The organism is Stenotrophomonas sp. GD04024 (genome assembly GCF_029837545.1).
In the GTDB taxonomy this organism is placed as follows: Bacteria; Pseudomonadota; Gammaproteobacteria; order Xanthomonadales; family Xanthomonadaceae; genus Stenotrophomonas; species Stenotrophomonas forensis.
The window spans coordinates 1-15,303 of the sequence record NZ_JAOEDV010000005.1 but is presented as its reverse complement, the minus strand read 5'-3'; the positions used below and the strand labels follow the sequence as shown (position 1 = coordinate 15,303).

The 15,303-nt window shown below is 65.5% G+C and carries 16 protein-coding genes and 1 pseudogene; all 17 read left to right on the top strand.

What is annotated here, in order from left to right; genetic code table 11:
* Positions 1 to 247 precede the first annotated feature (247 nt).
* Positions 248 to 751, top strand: coding sequence for a DUF1441 family protein (locus N7590_RS02575; protein ID WP_008265668.1), 504 nt, complete (start codon positions 248 to 250; stop codon positions 749 to 751).
* 22 nt (positions 752 to 773) lie between these two features.
* Positions 774 to 2,813: a terminase gpA endonuclease subunit gene (locus N7590_RS02570; protein ID WP_279935072.1), complete on the top strand. Its 2,040-nt coding sequence runs from the start codon at positions 774 to 776 to the stop codon at positions 2,811 to 2,813.
* Between the two features lies 1 nt (position 2,814).
* Positions 2,815 to 3,030 carry a hypothetical protein gene (locus N7590_RS02565; RefSeq protein WP_070471463.1) on the top strand — a complete coding sequence of 72 codons (216 nt, stop codon included), beginning with the start codon at positions 2,815 to 2,817 and terminating at the stop codon, positions 3,028 to 3,030.
* The gene (locus N7590_RS02560) at positions 3,023 to 4,504 is read left to right on the top strand and encodes a phage portal protein (RefSeq protein WP_279935071.1); all 1,482 of its coding nucleotides are present in this window, start codon (positions 3,023 to 3,025) and stop codon (positions 4,502 to 4,504) included. The genes N7590_RS02565 and N7590_RS02560 overlap by 8 nt, the downstream gene beginning before the upstream one ends.
* Positions 4,434 to 5,855, top strand: coding sequence for a S49 family peptidase (locus N7590_RS02555; protein WP_279935070.1), 1,422 nt, complete (start codon positions 4,434 to 4,436; stop codon positions 5,853 to 5,855). Before N7590_RS02560 ends, N7590_RS02555 begins: the two co-directional genes overlap by 71 nt.
* A gap of 2 nt (positions 5,856 to 5,857) precedes the next feature.
* Positions 5,858 to 6,547, top strand: coding sequence for a head decoration protein (locus N7590_RS02550; RefSeq protein ID WP_279935069.1), 690 nt, complete (start codon positions 5,858 to 5,860; stop codon positions 6,545 to 6,547).
* 86 nt (positions 6,548 to 6,633) lie between these two features.
* Complete coding sequence (locus tag N7590_RS02545) at positions 6,634 to 7,635, top strand: major capsid protein (protein ID WP_279935067.1); 1,002 nt, start codon at positions 6,634 to 6,636, stop codon at positions 7,633 to 7,635.
* A gap of 45 nt (positions 7,636 to 7,680) precedes the next feature.
* Positions 7,681 to 8,439 (top strand): hypothetical protein, encoded by a 759-nt coding sequence (locus tag N7590_RS02540; RefSeq protein WP_279935066.1) that lies wholly within the window; start codon positions 7,681 to 7,683, stop codon positions 8,437 to 8,439.
* Complete coding sequence (locus N7590_RS02535; RefSeq protein WP_279935065.1) at positions 8,436 to 8,768, top strand: hypothetical protein; 333 nt, start codon at positions 8,436 to 8,438, stop codon at positions 8,766 to 8,768. Before N7590_RS02540 ends, N7590_RS02535 begins: the two co-directional genes overlap by 4 nt.
* Positions 8,761 to 9,216: a hypothetical protein gene (locus tag N7590_RS02530; protein WP_279935064.1), complete on the top strand. Its 456-nt coding sequence runs from the start codon at positions 8,761 to 8,763 to the stop codon at positions 9,214 to 9,216. Before N7590_RS02535 ends, N7590_RS02530 begins: the two co-directional genes overlap by 8 nt.
* Before the next feature lie 36 nt (positions 9,217 to 9,252).
* Positions 9,253 to 10,008 carry a hypothetical protein gene (locus N7590_RS02525; protein ID WP_279935063.1) on the top strand — a complete coding sequence of 252 codons (756 nt, stop codon included), beginning with the start codon at positions 9,253 to 9,255 and terminating at the stop codon, positions 10,006 to 10,008.
* Between the two features lie 11 nt (positions 10,009 to 10,019).
* A complete protein-coding gene (locus N7590_RS02520) occupies positions 10,020 to 10,430 on the top strand; it encodes a hypothetical protein (RefSeq protein WP_279935061.1) in 411 nt (136 codons plus the stop codon).
* Between the two features lie 216 nt (positions 10,431 to 10,646).
* A complete protein-coding gene (locus N7590_RS02515; protein ID WP_279935060.1) occupies positions 10,647 to 13,376 on the top strand; it encodes a phage tail tape measure protein in 2,730 nt (909 codons plus the stop codon).
* Positions 13,376 to 13,732, top strand: a complete 357-nt coding sequence (locus N7590_RS02510; RefSeq protein ID WP_279935059.1) for a hypothetical protein — start codon at positions 13,376 to 13,378, stop codon at positions 13,730 to 13,732. The genes N7590_RS02515 and N7590_RS02510 overlap by 1 nt, the downstream gene beginning before the upstream one ends.
* A complete protein-coding gene (locus tag N7590_RS02505; RefSeq protein ID WP_279935058.1) occupies positions 13,729 to 14,190 on the top strand; it encodes a DUF1833 family protein in 462 nt (153 codons plus the stop codon). Before N7590_RS02510 ends, N7590_RS02505 begins: the two co-directional genes overlap by 4 nt.
* Positions 14,190 to 14,585 (top strand): peptidoglycan endopeptidase, encoded by a 396-nt coding sequence (locus N7590_RS02500; RefSeq protein WP_279935057.1) that lies wholly within the window; start codon positions 14,190 to 14,192, stop codon positions 14,583 to 14,585. The genes N7590_RS02505 and N7590_RS02500 overlap by 1 nt, the downstream gene beginning before the upstream one ends.
* A pseudogene (locus tag N7590_RS02495) lies at positions 14,585 to 15,303 on the top strand (phage tail protein); the annotation flags it as partial. The gene N7590_RS02500 and the pseudogene N7590_RS02495, both read left to right, overlap by 1 nt.

Genomic DNA, 15,303 nt, shown 5'->3' with positions numbered 1-15,303 from the left:
TGTACTCGCCCATCTCCCGTGGAACGTAACGTGGAACCATTTTGGCAGCCTTCACGGAGTTGTGCGCAAGCTGTGGATAAATCGCCGGGGCCCCTGAGATATCCACAGCCCACCGGGGGGAATTCGGACCCCGGTAAAAGACAGTATTTCGGCCTCTAGGGTGCTCCACCACAGGCCACGCATTTAGCGGTTTTTGCCGGGAGAAACCGCATTTTCTGGCCTGAATAGGCTGTGCATCGGGTAGAACATGGCTGACATCCACGAGTTCACCAAAGGCTGGTCCGTGGCCAGGCTGGCGGATGAGTTCGGGATGGACCGCCGAACGGCCAGCAAGCGCCTGAAGGAGGCCGGCGTCCCGCCGCTGACCAAGCGCGCTGGGCATGACGTCTATCGCTTGGCCGACGCAGCCCCAGCGCTGGTGAATCCGGGTGCCGCAGCGTTCGGCGCGGAAGGCGTGGTCGATCCACGCGACCTGCCGCCGATGGAGCGCCGCGCCTACTACCAGTCGGAGAACGAGCGGCTGAAGGTCGAGTCGACCATCGGGCAGCTGGTGCCGGCCGCAGAGGTTGAGGCCGACTACGCCGAGCTGGTGAAGAAGGTCGTGCAGTTCTTCGACACGCTGCCTGACGTGCTCGAGCGCAAGGCAGGGCTCACGCCAGAGCAGGTGGTCAAGGTCCAGGACGAGTGCGATCGCGTCCGGCAATCAATGTATGAGGGCATCACCGATGACGACGTACGCGACAGCGCGTAGCGTGCGCCAAGGCGTTGCCGAGATGATCCGGCCACCGCGCCGCATCAGGGTGAGCGAGGGTGCACGGGTGCTGCAGGTGGCCAACGCCGCCGGCGCCGCCGGCTCCTGGGATCCGGACACGACGCCCTACATGGTCGAGCCGCTGGATACGACCGGCAGCCGCCATTACGAGGCCGTGGTGTTCGTAGGCCCGGCGCGGTCGGGCAAAACCATCTCGCTGATCGATGCGCGACTGGCCTACCTGATTACCTGCAACCCGGCCGATGCCATGGTTGTGCAGATGTCCAAGGATGCTGCCGAGGACTACAGCAAGACCCGTATCGCCCGCAGCATCGCCGCCAGCCCGGAGCTACGCTGCCGGCTGAGCCCGCGTGCCCACGACGACAACATCCTGCTGAAGTTCTTCCGGTCGGGAATGTCGCTGCGCATGGGCTGGCCGTCGGTGTCGGTGCTCTCGGGCAAGGACATCCACGACGTCCTGATGACGGACGTGGACAACTACACCGGCGACCTGACGATCGATGAGTGCTTCGGCCTGGGGCTGAAGCGCACCCAGACGTACATGTCCGCCGGCATGGTGGTGGCCGAATCGAGCCCGGCAACGGACTACGCCGACGGCGCCTGGAAGCCACTGCACCCGCACCAAGGCCCACCGGCCGCCGGCATCGCCGCGCTGTATGCACGCGGCGACCGGCGCCGCTGGTACTGGCCCTGTCCGGAGTGCGGCGAGCGGTTTCAGGCGGCGCCTGGCTATGACGGTTTTGCGCTCCCGCCGATGGAGGAACTGCTCGAGCGGGTCGTGCTGGACGACGTGCAGAAGATGGCGCGGCACTACTCGCTGCTGCACTGCCCCCACTGCGGTGTGGGGTTGCAGCACCGGTGGAAGGATGGGATGAACCGCAGCGGCGTCTGGGCTGCGGAGGGCCAGGTTGTGCACGCCGACGGTACGGTCACCGGTGACCGGCCGGAGGCGCGCATTGCCAGCTACTGGCTCGGCGGTGTCGCCGCCTCCTACCAGTCATGGGAGTCGCTGATCGAGCGCTACCTGCAGGCGCTGCGCACCTTCGCCACCACCGGTGAAGAGCGGCCCCTGAAGACCACACACAACGTGGACGGAGCCATCAACTACGTGCCGATGGCGGCGCGGTCGGCCAGCGATCCGAACGAGATGCAAGAGCGCGCAGAGGTCTGGCCGGCTGGTGCTGTTCCCGCTGGCGTGCGCTTCCTGCTGGGTGAGGTCGACGTCCAGGCCAACCGCTTTGTCGTGCTGGTGCTGGGCTTCGGCATCGGCGAATCCGGGCAGCTGGAGCGCTGGGTGGTGGACTCCTTCACTCTGCGCACGTCCAAGCGCGAGGATGGCTCGGGCGGCTTCCTGCCGCTGGATCCGCCGAAGTACCTGGAAGACTGGGAACGCCTGGTCGAGAAGGTGATCTGCCGTCGCTACCCGCTGGACGACGCCACCGGCCGCAGCATGCCGGTCCACGCCGTGGGCATCGACTGGGGCGGCAAGTCGGGAACCTCGGTGCGCGCACTGGAGTTCTGGCGTTCCCTCAAGGCCCGAAAGCTGCACACCAGGGTCAGGCTGATCAAGGGCGATGCGCGCCGCGAGGGCGGGTTGTTTCGCGAGACCTTCCCCGACAGCAGCAAGCGCCGGGATCGCAAATCAGGTTCGAAGGGCGATGTGCCGCAGCTGCTGCTCAACGTCGACCGCCTGAAGGACACCGTCGACGCCAACGTGAAGCGGGCCGAGCCCGGCCCGGGCTACTACCACTTCCCCGACTGGCTACCGGAAGCGTTCTACGCCGAGCTGACGGCCGAGTCGAGAACGGCCAAGGGCTGGGAGAACCTGGCGAAACGGCGCAATGAGGCGTTCGACCTGTGCGGCTATGCCGAGGGCATGGCGCTGTGGCTGAAGGTTCCGGCCATCAACTGGACCGCGCCGCCGGCATGGGCCGCGCCGTGGGACGACAACCCTGACGTGAGGGCAGACGACGTTGCGCCGGCGCCAGTGCCGCGCACGCGCACGCGCCGCGTCATCCGAAGCAAGTACCTGGGACGCTGAAATGGCATTCACCAACAAGCAAGTCGAGCAGCTGGAGGCCGCGATCGCAGCCGGCGTGCTGAGCGTCCGCTACGCCGACCGCACCGTGACCTACCAGAGCCTGGTGGAGATGCGCCGCCTGCTGAAGCAGATGCGCGACGAGCTGGGCCAGGCCGCAGGTGCACCGCGGCGCCGCCGCATCGTGCGCCTCTACCAATCGGGGACCGGCAATGTCTGATACCGCCGAGAGCAGCTACCGCGCCGCCGGCAGCGGCCGCCGCCTTCGCACATTCCGGCCGACCTCGCTCGGACCCAACGCCTCGCTGCTGGGCCTGCCGACGCTGCTGGCGCGTGCCCGGCACTTGGCCCGGAATGACCCTTGGATGGTCAGCGCGCTCAACAAGAGCGTGTCCAATGGCATCGCCACCGGCATCCAGGCCAAGCCCATCTGGGGTACGAAGGACCACAAGAAGAAGCTCACCAAGCTGTGGACCCGCTGGGGCAAGTACGCTGACGCCGATGGCGTGCTGGTGTGGGAAGGCCTGCAGGCGCTGGCCTGGCGCGAGTGGAAGGAGGCCGGTGAGGTGTTCGCCCGCCTCCGGTACCGACGGCCCGAGGACGGCTTGCCGGTGCCACTGCAGGTGCAGCTGATCGAATCGGAGCAGTGCCCGCAGCACTACAACGGCCTGGCCAGCAATGGCAACGTGATTCGGCAGGGCATCGAGGTCGATAGCATCGGCCGCCGCGTGGCCTACTGGATGTACCGGGAGCACCCCGGCGACCTGCAGCTGACGGTCAACGGCAACGAGCTGGTGCGCGTGCCGGCGGAGCAGGTGCTGCACCTGTACCGGCCGAACCGCGCGGGTGCGATGCGGGGCGTGCCGGGCTCGGCGCCAGCCCTGCTGCGCATGTTCAATCTCGACCGCCTGGATGACGCGGTGCTGGAACGGCAGGCGCTGGCTAACCTGTTTGCGGGATTCATCACCACCGACGCCAACGCGGATGGGGAAGAGGGTGATGCCATCGGAGACCTGATCACCGGTGAGGATGCGGACGGGACGGCCGTGGGTGGCCTTGAACCCGGCACCCTGCAGGAATTGCCACCGGGTCGAAAAATCGAGTTCGCCGACCCGCCCAGCGCCGGCTCGGACTATGCAGAGTTCCTGCGCGGTCACCTGCTGGCGATCTGTGCCAGTCAGGACGTGCCCTACGAGGTGCTCACCGGCGACCTGCGCAATGTATCCGACCGCGCGCTGCGCCTGATCCTCAACGAGTTCCGCCGGGTGATTGAGCAGGACCAGTGGCTCTTCATGATCCCCATGTTCTGCCAGCGCGTGCGAGACGCCTTTATCGACCAGGCCGTGCTTTCGGGTCTGCTGAAGGTGCCGCGCTATGCGGCTCTGCGCGATGACGTGACCGAAACCCTGTGGGTGCCCGAGGGCTGGCCCTGGAGCCACCCGGTGCAGGACGTGACCTCCGAACTCAAGGCGGTGCGGGCGGGCTTCAAGTCGCGCAGCAAGGTGGTGCTGAGCGCCGGCGAGGACCCCGAACAGGTCGACGCCGAGCAGGCGCTGGACAACGAGCGCGCAGATGCGGCCGGACTTCGCTACGACAGCGACCCGAGGCGAACGAACGCCTCCGGTGCCCGGCAGGACGACGATCCCGGCGCCACTGGCGCCAACGACGATGAAAGGAATGACGATGACGAGTAAGCCTGGCCTGTTGGCCCGAATGCTGGGTCGCGGTAGCCGTGCGCCCGTGGTGGCCTCGCTCGCTGCCGCGGTCCTCAATCAGCCCCTGCTGGTGCAGCCGGCCATCGGCGAAGCACTGGTGGGCGGCTATCTGGAAGGGAAGGTCACCAGCGACGACAGCGTGCTGAAGGCCGACCGCTTCGAAGTGTCCGGCTCCGACGGTCAGCCGGTAGGCGTTGCACAGAACCTGATCGGTGTGATCAACCTGTCCGGGGCAATGGTGAACCGGCCGATGCCCGGCGCCAGCGGGCCCGGGCCGGTGAGCTATGCCGCGGTGCGCGATACCTTCGATGAACTGCTCAACGACGACGCGGTGACGTCAATCATCCTGCGGCTGGATACGCCGGGTGGTATGGCGTCGGGCTGCTTCGACCTGGTCGATCACATCTTCGAGGCGCGCGGCCGAAAGCCGTTGTACGCGTTGGTTGATGACCATGCGTACTCGGCCGGCTTCGCGCTCGGCTCGGCGTGCGATGAGATCTGGATCAGCCGTACCGGCGGCGTCGGATCGGTCGGCGTGGTGCGCTTCCACCAGGACTGGAGCGGCAACAACGCCCAGATCGGCCTGAAGGTGACGCCGCTGTTCGCCGGCGCCCGCAAGGTCGACTTCAACCCGAACTTCCCGCTCAGCGAGGAAGCGCACGCTGAGGCCATGGCCGATCTGGAGGACATGCGCACGATGTTCGTGGACACCGTAGCGCGGAATCTCGGCATGGAGGCTGAGGCCGTGCGCGCCACCGAGGCGGCCTGCTACCGCGGTCAGGCCGCCGTGGCAGTGGGCTTCGCTACCCGGCTCGGCACCTGGCACGACCTGATCGCGCACCTCGGTGCCGCCGAAGCAACGCCGCCGCCCGCGTCGGCCAATCCCGACCCGGACGACGAGCCGGAGGCAGCGGCAGCACCTCCGGTGCCCGAGGCGGCCACTGCACCGGCTGCAGCAGTGGTGGAGAACCCGGCAGCAGCGTTGGCAGCAGCAATCACATCCAGTGTGCTGCCGCCGGCTCTCGCGGTGGCCCTCCTGCGGCGCCCACTGCAAGAGGCCGAGCCGGCCGCCAGTGCCATCGAATACGCGACCGCCGTGCAGGACGCCTGTGCTGCGGCGCTGCGCGGCGATGACACCCTCGCAGCCAGCTTCATCGAGAAGAACACCGACCTCGACACGGTGCGTGCACAGCTGCTGTCGATGAAGGCGGAGGAAGGCCGCAGCACCCAGGTCGTCACCGCACACCCGGCTTCCATGGCCGATCAACGCGCCGCCGACAACAAGGCGAAGCTGAATCCCAATCACATCTACAAGCAACGAGGTAACTGACGATGGAAATCTCCCTGGCCGGCACCCGTACCGGCGAATTCCTGCTGTCCGAAGCGGGCGGCGAGCGCAGCCGCGAACTGATCCGTCTGCCGGCCGGGCAGGGCATGCTGTCCGCTGGCACCCTGCTCAAGGCAGACAACACCGTCGCTGCCAACGGCACCGACGCAGTGAAAGTGCTGTACGGCCCGATCGATACCGGCACCAGTTCCGCGGCGCTGGCCGTCAAGGGCGCCGCGATCGCGCGCGACGCCGAAGTGTTCGGTGAAAAGCTGGTGTGGGCCAGCGGTGTCACCGCTGACCAGAAGCTGCTGGCCGCGTTGAGCCTGGCCGAGTCCGGCATCATCACCCGCTGGACCCAGCAGCCGATCGCGTCGAACGCCGCCGATCACCTGGTGTTTGTGTCCGCACCGCTGACCGGCACCGCCGGCGTTGCGCTGGGCCCGATCGTGGCACATGTCAAGGACGTCTTCGGCGCGCTGGTCACTGGCAGCACCGTCAGCGCCACCCTGGCCAAGGCCACCGGTACCGGCAACCTGGCCGGCGGCGGTGCGAAGGCTGCCGTTGGTGGCGTCATCACCTGGGATGCCGCGACGCTGAGCGCCGCCGGTGACTACACCCTCAAGGTGACCGCCACCGACCTGGAAGAAGCCATCAGCGACACCATCACCATCGCCGCTGCCTCCGGCGGCTGATCGCCCAGCACCCACCTTTCAACCATAGACCCTTAGGCCCGCTTCGGCGGGGCCTTTTCGTATCCCCTATCGAGAGAACAACCACCATGGATCTGCAGACCCTTCTGGCGCTGGGCGTGCTGAGCTTCGATGCCCTGAACGCCTACATCAACAACCTGCCGCGCATCTCCACCCGCCTTGCCGACATGGGCCTGTTCCAGGAGCAGGGCCTGGTCGGCACCACCATCGTCAAGGTGGGCATCAACGGCACCAAGCTGGTGCTGGTGCCGAACGTGCCGCGCGGTGCCCCCGGCCAGCCCAAGGGCCTGGAGCGTGGCAAGGTGAAGCTGCTGGAAACCACTCACCTGCCGCAGAACTCGACGGTCATGGCTGACCAGCTGCTGGGCGTCTATGACCCGGCCGACCCGGAAGGCAACAACGTTGCCGCCGTGGTCAACGCGCTGCAGGCGGTGCACAAGCGTGACTTGGACTTCACCATCGAGTATCACCGCATGGGCGCGCTGCAGGGAAAGATGCTCGATGCCGACGGCTCGGTGATCATCGACTTCTATGAAGAATTCGGTGTCGACCAGGCCATCATCGGCATGGAGCTGAACAAGGACGCCACCAAGGTCCGCGCCAAGTGCATGGCCATCAAGCGCGCGATCGAGGAAAAGCTGGGCGGCATCCCGTACACCGGCATCCATGTGTTCTGCAGCGCCGGCTTCTTCGATGCCCTGACCGACCACCCGGACGTGCAGAAGGCCTACGAGCGCTGGCAGGACGGTGCTGCGCTGCGCGATGACGTCCGTAAGGGCTTCGTGTTCGGCGATATCACCTTCGAAGAGCTGCAGGGCAACACCGGCGGCGACCTGGCTTTGGCCGACGGCGAAGCCATCGCGTTCCCGCTGGGTGTGCCGGACATGTTCCTGACCCGCTTTGCGCCGGCGGACTACCTGGAAACGGTGCGCGGCATCGGCCTGCCGTACTACACCAAGACCGCCCCGATGCGCATGAACAAGGGCATCCAGCTGGAAAGCCAGTCCAACCCGCTGAACATCAACACCCGACCGGACGCGGTGATCCGCCTGAAGGCCGGCTCGAAGTAAGCAAGCAGTGCCTGGCCCGCTTCGGCGGGCCGGGCAGGAGGGTGTATGGCCCAGATCAGTATCGGGGTCGACCCCGACAACGCCTTCGGGCGAAAGCTGACCGACCTGGAGCAGTCGCAGCTCCCCTATGCCGCATCGCAGGCCGCCAACAAGGTGGCCTACGAGATCCGCGAGCGATGGAAGCGCCAAGCGCCGAAGGTGTTCGACCGCCCGACGCCGCTCACGGTCAACGCGGCCATGTACCGCAAGGCCACCAAAGACCAGCCTTACGCCGAAATCTTCATCCGAGACGAGGCATTTAAGGGCACGCCGCCGGCCAAGTACCTGCTGGCCGAGGTCGATGGTGGTCAGCGCCGCCGGAAGGGCTTCGAGCGGCTGCTGCAGAGCCGAGGTCTGCTTTCGCCGACGCAGTTTGCGGTGATGGGGCGCGGTGCCCAAGCGAACCAGTTCGGCAACGTGCCGGCCGGCCAGGTGACCAAGATCCTGTCGCAGCTGGGCGCCCAGCGGGACCGGTACCAGAACCAGACCAACGTCAGCCAGAAACGACGGCGGGGCAAGCACAACAACCGTGATGGCGAGTACTTCGTGATCACCAAACGCCGCGGCGTGCTGCGCCCGGGCATCTACGAGCGGATCGGACGCGGATCCGGTGTCCGCTCCATCTTCATCTTCACCAACACCGCTGCCTACACGCCGCGCTACGACATCTTCGGCATGGCCGAGGACACCTGGAAGCGGTTGATGCCGTTCTTCCTGAAGCGCGAGCTGGAGAAGGCGATGGAAACCGCGAGGCCGCTGCCTTGAACCAGAAAGCGTTCCTACAGGCGTTCGACGCCGTGGCCATGGGCGCATTCCGCGCCGCCGGCGTTGCAGACGGCGCCTTCTACCTGCCGCCTGGTGCGAGCGTGGAGGTGCCGTGCACGGTGCTGCTGGATGAGGGCGTCGAGCAGTTCACGCCGGATGACGTGGCGCCTGTGGCCACCACCATCGACAAGGTGACCTTGCAGCTGTCCGAAGTGGAGCCGCGGGCTGGTGGTGTGGTGCGCATTGAAGGCACCGGGCGCCGCCTGAAGCTGGTGCAGAAGATCCGCGCCGATGAATCGACGGCGGTGTGGGAGGTGGCCAATGTCTGACCGCGCCCCCAGCCCACGGAAGCAGCTGCTGCTGGCCATGGGCAAGACACTGCAGCAGATCAGCACCGCGAACGACTACCTGACCGACGCTGGCGCGGGGTGGACGCTGGAGCCGAAACCCGGTGACCAGGACACCCAGGCCGTGCTGACGGCCGTGATCGAGAAGCAGCAGCGGGCGGAGAGCCCCTCGAAGGTCAACACGCACCGCCTGACCACGGTCAGCGTCATCGCCAAGGTTCCCTCCGACACCGAGGAATACCAGCAGGTGCTGGACGACCTGGTGACCGACATCGAGGCGGCTCTGGACACCCGCGAAGTCGCCCGCAACTTCCCTGACGGCATCCAGGTGCCGGTGTACGTCGGCATGGAGCCGCTGATGCCGGAGAGGGCCGGCGCAGGCTGGGTCGGCGTACTGATCACCTACCAGTCCCACATCCCCAAGAAGTAACCCGCCGCACCGCGGCAACCCAACTGGAGAGCCATCATGGCCGAAGATTACAGCTACCTGGGCAGCGGCATCGTCCTCATCCGCGAGTGGAACAGCGGCTTGCCGTTCGAAGAGATCGGCAACGTATCCGCGTTCAGCACCTCGGCGCAGACCAACACCATCGAGCTGGCCGACAACCAGAACCCGGGTGGCGGAACGGCCAATAGCGTCGACCGTGTCACCGGGTGGAATCTCAACTACGCCTTCCACGACTTCAGCCCGGCAAACTTCGCGCGCGCCACCCGCGGCAAGGCCTCCGACATCGCCGCCGGCACCGTTGCTGACGAGGCAGTGCGCGTATCGGTAGGGGCATATGCACCCTTGGCGCGCATTGCTGCCGAGATCACCTCGGTCAAGCCGATGACGGGTACCGCCACGTATGAGGCTGGCAAGGACTACCGCCTGGAGCGCGGGATGCTGTTCATCCCGGTCGGGACCTCAATCCCAGCCGGAGACCCCGACGGTAGCCCGAACGTCAAGGTTTCGTACAAGAACGCGGCTCTGGGCCACGTCGAAGCCGCAGTTACCAGCCAGAAGTTCTACGAAGTTCAGTTCTACGGCGCCAACGAAGCACGCAGCGGCAAGGCCGTACGCCTGGTGTGCCACAAGGTGTCTGGCGGCGTCATCGAAAGCATGGGGCTCATCGGCAACGAGTTCGGCCAGGGTAGCGTGCCGGGCAAGTTGTTGAAGGACGCCGCCAAGGCCACTGGCAGCGACAAATCGGCCTACTTCTACTGGCAGCAGGAGAAGTGACGGTGCAGGACATGGACGCCATCACCCCGCCCACTCGCTCAGTTTCATTCCGCGGTGAAGTGCTGGTAGTGGGGCCGTTGCGGCTCGAACAGCTGGGGCCATTCATAACCGCCAGCCGTTCCACGATCGGGCGTATCGCGATGATCGCTGGCCTGCCCGAGGGCTCGTCGGCGGTCGACGTCGGAGCGCTGGTGCTGGACCTGCTCGAACAGGACAGCACCGAGATCGCCACTGCCTTGGCCGTGGTGGTCGGGCGCGAACCGCAGTGGATTGCTGCAGGGTCACTGGAAGAAGTGGCGCAGCTGCTCGAGGCGGTGGCGGGCCTCAATCGCGATTTTTTTGCCCTCCGACTGAGGCGAATGGTGGAGGCGATCAGGACGGCGGTCATCCCGTCGGTGCCGCCGACCTCGCCCAGTACCTGATCGCGCGCGGGCACCGCCGGCGCGAAGTACTCGGCTACACCCTGGCGCAGCTGCGGGCCTTCACCGCCGCTGCGGCCAGGGATGACCGGCAGCGACTGGCCGAGCTCGCACTGGCCGTTCGCGTGGCATTCGGCGCCGATGCCGCTGGCTGGCAGCAGTTCCAGAACCTGATGACCGGCACCGGTCCGGCTCAACCCCCGAAGGAGTTACCCACAAATGGCTGAGCCCTCTGCCAACCTGCGTGTACGTATCAGCGCCGACCTGGCCGACATTCGACAGGGCCTTGGCATGCTGACCAGGCAGCTGCGCGAAGTGCGCAGCGAGGCAGGCAGGCCGCTGCCGGCGAAGAGCCCAATTGCAGATCTCGGAGTATCTGCGGGCCAGACGGCGCAGGCGATGCGTCAGCTGCCTGCGCAGTTCACCGATATTTTCACCAGCCTGCAGGGCGGCATGCCGTTCTTTACCGTGTTGGTGCAGCAAGGTGGCCAGATCAAGGACAGCTTCGGTGGTGTCGAGCCGGCGTTGAAGGGCGTGTCGTCGGCGCTGCTGGGGATGGTGAACCCATACACCGTCGCGGCAGCAGCTGTCGGTCTAGTGGTCTACGCATGGTATGACGCGGAACAGCAAGCCCAAGCCTACACAAGGGCCTTGGTGCTGTCGCGCAATGAAGCGGCAGCAACCACTCTAACGCTGGTCGATATGGCCAAGAAGACCAGTGACACGCTGCAGGTATCGGCTGGCGCAGGAGCGGAGGCGGCGCAGGCTGTTGGATCGAACGGAAAGATCGCAGCGCAGAATCTTCAGGACGTCGCCAACGCGGCTGTTGCCATGAAGGAAGTCACCGGCCAGGCGCTGGAAGACACAATTGCCCTCTACGCGAAGCTGGCCGAAGACCCGGTCAAGGGAGCGCAGAAGCTCAACGAACAGGTCAACTTCATGACCGTGGCGCTTTACGAGCAGGTGAAAGCGCTGCAAGAGCAGGGTCGAAATCAGGATGCGGTGACCGTAATCACCCGTGCTGCTGCCGATGAGACGGTGATGGCCATGGCCAAGGTGCGTGCCAGCCAAAACCAGGTAATCCGTGGTTTCAAGGATCTGTGGGCCGAAGCCACCAAGGCGTGGTCAGCCATGCAGGCGAACGTAGGCCTCGCGCCGGCGGCAGCGCAGATGCAGCACCTGATTGCCGAGAACCAGCGAGAGCTGGCGAAGTTGAACGATCTGGCCAACGGCACCCAGCGAGGCCTGCCGCTGGCGAGGAATCCGATCGCGCTCGCTGCGATGGAGAAGTCGATCAAGGATCGATCAGACAGGATCAAGGCGCTGGCCACCGACCTTACAAAGGAGCGGAAGGAAGCGGAGCTGAAGGCTGCGGAAGACGCAAGCGTTGAGTTTCTGCAACGCAGTGATGCCATCATCGATTCACAGGCGAGCAAGCAGCAGAAGAAGAAGGACGAGATTGCTCGGATCAACGGAGAGGCGGAGAAGGTTCGGCGCCAGGCCGAGGCTGCCGGCCTGACCGCAGAGGTCGAGAAGATCGAAGGTCGTCGCGCTGCGGCGGTCGAGGCGATCGAGAAGAAGTACAAGGAAAAGGCGAAGTCAGGCAACGGATCCGTGGCACGCGGCGCAGCTCTTCAAGGGTATAAGGACGATCTGGTGCAGGAGCAGGCGTCCATTACTGCCAGTACCCAGACGCTTCGCGCACAGTATGCCGCGCGGCAGATCACTGCCGAGGCGTACTACAGCCGCATGCGGGAGCTGACCCAGGCCGGCACTGATGCCGATGCCCGCTCTCTGGAGGGGCAGATCTCATTCCTGCGCGCGCAGAACGCTGCTGGCAAGGAAGGAATCACCGTTCAACGCCAGCTCGGAGAGCTCGAAGCAAGGCTGGCGAAAGTTCGAACTGAAGGGGCAGCAAAGCTGGAGGTGCTGGCTACTGAGGAAGAGCGGGCGACCAAGAACCGCAAGTCCGCGATCGACGCTTACACGGCCGCCCTGGAGGCCAGCAACGTCGCACTCCGGCGCCACCTGGAAACACGCGTTGCCCAGGTCGGCATGGGCGATCGCGAGTATGAGATCCAGCAGCGCATCAACGATGCATACGACGATCAGGCTGAAAAGCTCCGGCAGCTCACGCTTCAGCGCAACGCGGATCAGATCGATGATTCCACCTTCGACGAAGAGAAGGCGATCCTGCTGGCCAAGACGCTGGATCGCGTGCAGGCTGTCCGCGATGGGTATGCAGAGCTCCAGTCCGCAGAGGGAAACTGGTTGCTGGGGGCTGCCAGCGCATGGGAGAACTACCGCCAGCAGGCCGCCAACGCCGCGCAGCAGATGGGTGGTGTTGTCGGATCGGTGTTCAGCGGACTCGAAGATGTGTGGGTGAAGTTCACGCAGAACGGCAAGGTCAGCTTCTCAGACATGACCCGCTCCATCCTGGCTGATCTGGCCAAGATCGCATTGCGGCAGGCGGTCATGGGTATCGCGAACGGCTTTGGCGGAGGCAGTGGCCACACCGGGAACGTGGGAACCCTGTTCTCCGGCTCGTGGGGCTTCTCGTCCGGCGGCTACACCGGTGATGGAGGCATGTACGAACCAGCCGGCGTTGTGCACAAGGGCGAGGTTGTCTGGTCGCAGGCTGACATCGCACGTGCGGGCGGCCTGGGTGTGGTCGAGGCCATGCGCCGTGGGTTGCGCGGCTATGCAGACGGAGGCGTGGTAGCTGGTCGAGGTGCGTGGGGCGCGATTGGACCCTTGGACGTGAATGTGAGCGTGAAGAACGCTCCAGCAGGCACGACGGCCAGCGCATCGCGTACCGGGAACGGCGGCCTCGAGATCGAGGTGCTGCTTGGCCAGCTGGACCAGGCAATTGGCGGGCGTATCGCTGGCGGCACAGGTTCAACGTACGCGGCAATCAAGGGCCGTTTCGGTTTGGGAGATTCGATCTGATGGAAACTCTGCCAGCAGTTGCAAGGATCACTTTCGACGGGCAGAAGCGCTCGTTCGATCCTTCGGTCGAGCGGACGGAGATGGAGAGGGGAGTTCCGCGGCAGCGGCTTCTGAACAGCCATGTGCTCGTCAAGCAATCCATGAATTTCTACTTCGCGAACATCGATGATGCCATGGCTTTCGATGCCTGGTACTTCGACGCGATCAAGCGAATCGGGTGGTTTGAGATGGTGCATCCATATACAGGGAAGGTGATCAAGGCACGGTTTGAGAATGGAGCCATTGGCGATCTTGTGCCTGACGAAAAGCTTCCCGGGGACTTCAGGCTGGACGCGGTCGTGGAGTATCTTCGATGAGCACTTTCACCGAGCGCCGACAGCGCACCGACGACACCACCGGCATCTTGCTGCTGCTGGAGCTGAGCGCCCCATCGTTCGTGGAGGCGTTGCGCATCGTCAATGACACGGCAGACTGGGTGAGTCAGGGCAAGTCCTACATGGGCTTCCCGTTCGGCTTCAAGCTGCCTGACGACGTGGGCGGGCAGGCGCCGCGGGCGCAACTGGTGCTGGACAACGTGGGCCGATCGATCACCGAAGATCTGGAGCGGTTGCAGCCGGGGGAGCTGGTTACGGCGCGCCTGATGATTACCGACCGCGCCGATGCCAATGTCATCGAGGCGAGCTACGACCTGCCGATGACGCAGGTCGTGGTGAACACGAGCACGGCATCGGCCCAGCTCGGGGTGGACTTCCTGACGCGCCAGCAAGCCGTGACGCTGCGGGCCAACCCGTACACCCTGCCGGGGATTTTCTGATGCGCCTTGGCGAGGTGGAAAAGTTTGTGGGCATCCCCTACGACGAAGACGGGTTCGACTGCGCCGACCTGGTGGTGCTCGTACAGCTGCAGCTGTTCGATAGGGTGATCACCCTACCGGGGCGCCGCCCGCGCGGGCTGCAGGGCGCGGCTGAGCTGGGGGCACTGTCGCGGCCCTACGCCCACCGCCGAGACGGACCACCCGAAGACGGCGATCTTGTCCTGATGTTCGATCAGGGACACCGAAACCCCGGCCATGCCGGGGTTTTCTTTTTCCTGGCCCATGAGGGCTGGGTCCTTCACAGCAACGAGCGCAACGGCTGCAGCGTGCTGCACCGCGTGCGCGATCTGCCCGATTTCGGGCTGCGAATCGAGGGTTACTACGCATGGGCCTGATGCACACGCCTACCGATGCCGGCCGCCTGATCATCACCCCGCATCCGGTGATGCTTGATGGCCAGCGCAACCTGCAGGCCGACCTGCGCCCGGGCGAGAGCCTCTATGCCTTCCTGGCGCGCCATGTGGAAGGTCTGGACGGGCAGGCGTGGCTGGTGACCATCGGCGGCCGGCCGGTTGAGCGGCACCTGTGGAGCAACGTGTATCCAAAGCACGGCCAGGTGATCGAAATCCGGGGCGTGGTCGGCAAGAGTGCGATCCGGCTGGTGGCCCAGGTCGCGCTGGCCTACTTCACCCTCGGCGGCGCGGCGATTGCCGGCTTCAGCATCGGCACGTCCACGGTGCTGGGTACGACGCTCGCGCGCGTGGCCGTCTATGCCGCCGGCAGCCTGCTGATCAACAAGGTGCTGGGCCCTAAGCTGCCCAGCGCTGCCGCCTCGGCTCCGGCCGACACACTCTTCTCCATTTCGGCGCCCCGGAATCGGATGCGTGCCTATGAGCCGCTGTCGTTCGTTCTCGGTACGGTGCGCATCGCGCCGGACGTGGCCAGCAAGCCCTACATGAACTATGAGGGTGACGAGCAGTACCTGTCGCTGGTGCTGACGCCGGGGCTCAACGTTGGCCGCGTGGACGAGCTGTACAACGGTGACGCCCTGCTGAGCAGCTATGAGGGGGTGCAGGTCTGGCACAGCGGCTTCCCCGGCATGCCGGATGAGGC

Excerpts from the sequence above, each read along its gene's own strand:
- N7590_RS02575 (WP_008265668.1), top strand. The coding sequence starts at position 248 with ATGGCTGACATCCACGAGTTCACCAAAGGCTGGTCCGTGGCCAGGCTG.
- N7590_RS02570 (WP_279935072.1), top strand. The coding sequence starts at position 774 with ATGATCCGGCCACCGCGCCGCATCAGGGTGAGCGAGGGTGCACGGGTG.
- N7590_RS02565 (WP_070471463.1), top strand. The coding sequence starts at position 2,815 with ATGGCATTCACCAACAAGCAAGTCGAGCAGCTGGAGGCCGCGATCGCA.
- N7590_RS02560 (WP_279935071.1), top strand. The coding sequence starts at position 3,023 with ATGTCTGATACCGCCGAGAGCAGCTACCGCGCCGCCGGCAGCGGCCGC.
- N7590_RS02550 (WP_279935069.1), top strand. The coding sequence starts at position 5,858 with ATGGAAATCTCCCTGGCCGGCACCCGTACCGGCGAATTCCTGCTGTCC.
- N7590_RS02545 (WP_279935067.1), top strand. The coding sequence starts at position 6,634 with ATGGATCTGCAGACCCTTCTGGCGCTGGGCGTGCTGAGCTTCGATGCC.
- N7590_RS02540 (WP_279935066.1), top strand. The coding sequence starts at position 7,681 with ATGGCCCAGATCAGTATCGGGGTCGACCCCGACAACGCCTTCGGGCGA.
- N7590_RS02530 (WP_279935064.1), top strand. The coding sequence starts at position 8,761 with ATGTCTGACCGCGCCCCCAGCCCACGGAAGCAGCTGCTGCTGGCCATG.
- N7590_RS02525 (WP_279935063.1), top strand. The coding sequence starts at position 9,253 with ATGGCCGAAGATTACAGCTACCTGGGCAGCGGCATCGTCCTCATCCGC.
- N7590_RS02520 (WP_279935061.1), top strand. The coding sequence starts at position 10,020 with ATGGACGCCATCACCCCGCCCACTCGCTCAGTTTCATTCCGCGGTGAA.
- N7590_RS02515 (WP_279935060.1), top strand. The coding sequence starts at position 10,647 with ATGGCTGAGCCCTCTGCCAACCTGCGTGTACGTATCAGCGCCGACCTG.
- N7590_RS02510 (WP_279935059.1), top strand. The coding sequence starts at position 13,376 with ATGGAAACTCTGCCAGCAGTTGCAAGGATCACTTTCGACGGGCAGAAG.
- N7590_RS02505 (WP_279935058.1), top strand. The coding sequence starts at position 13,729 with ATGAGCACTTTCACCGAGCGCCGACAGCGCACCGACGACACCACCGGC.
- N7590_RS02500 (WP_279935057.1), top strand. The coding sequence starts at position 14,190 with ATGCGCCTTGGCGAGGTGGAAAAGTTTGTGGGCATCCCCTACGACGAA.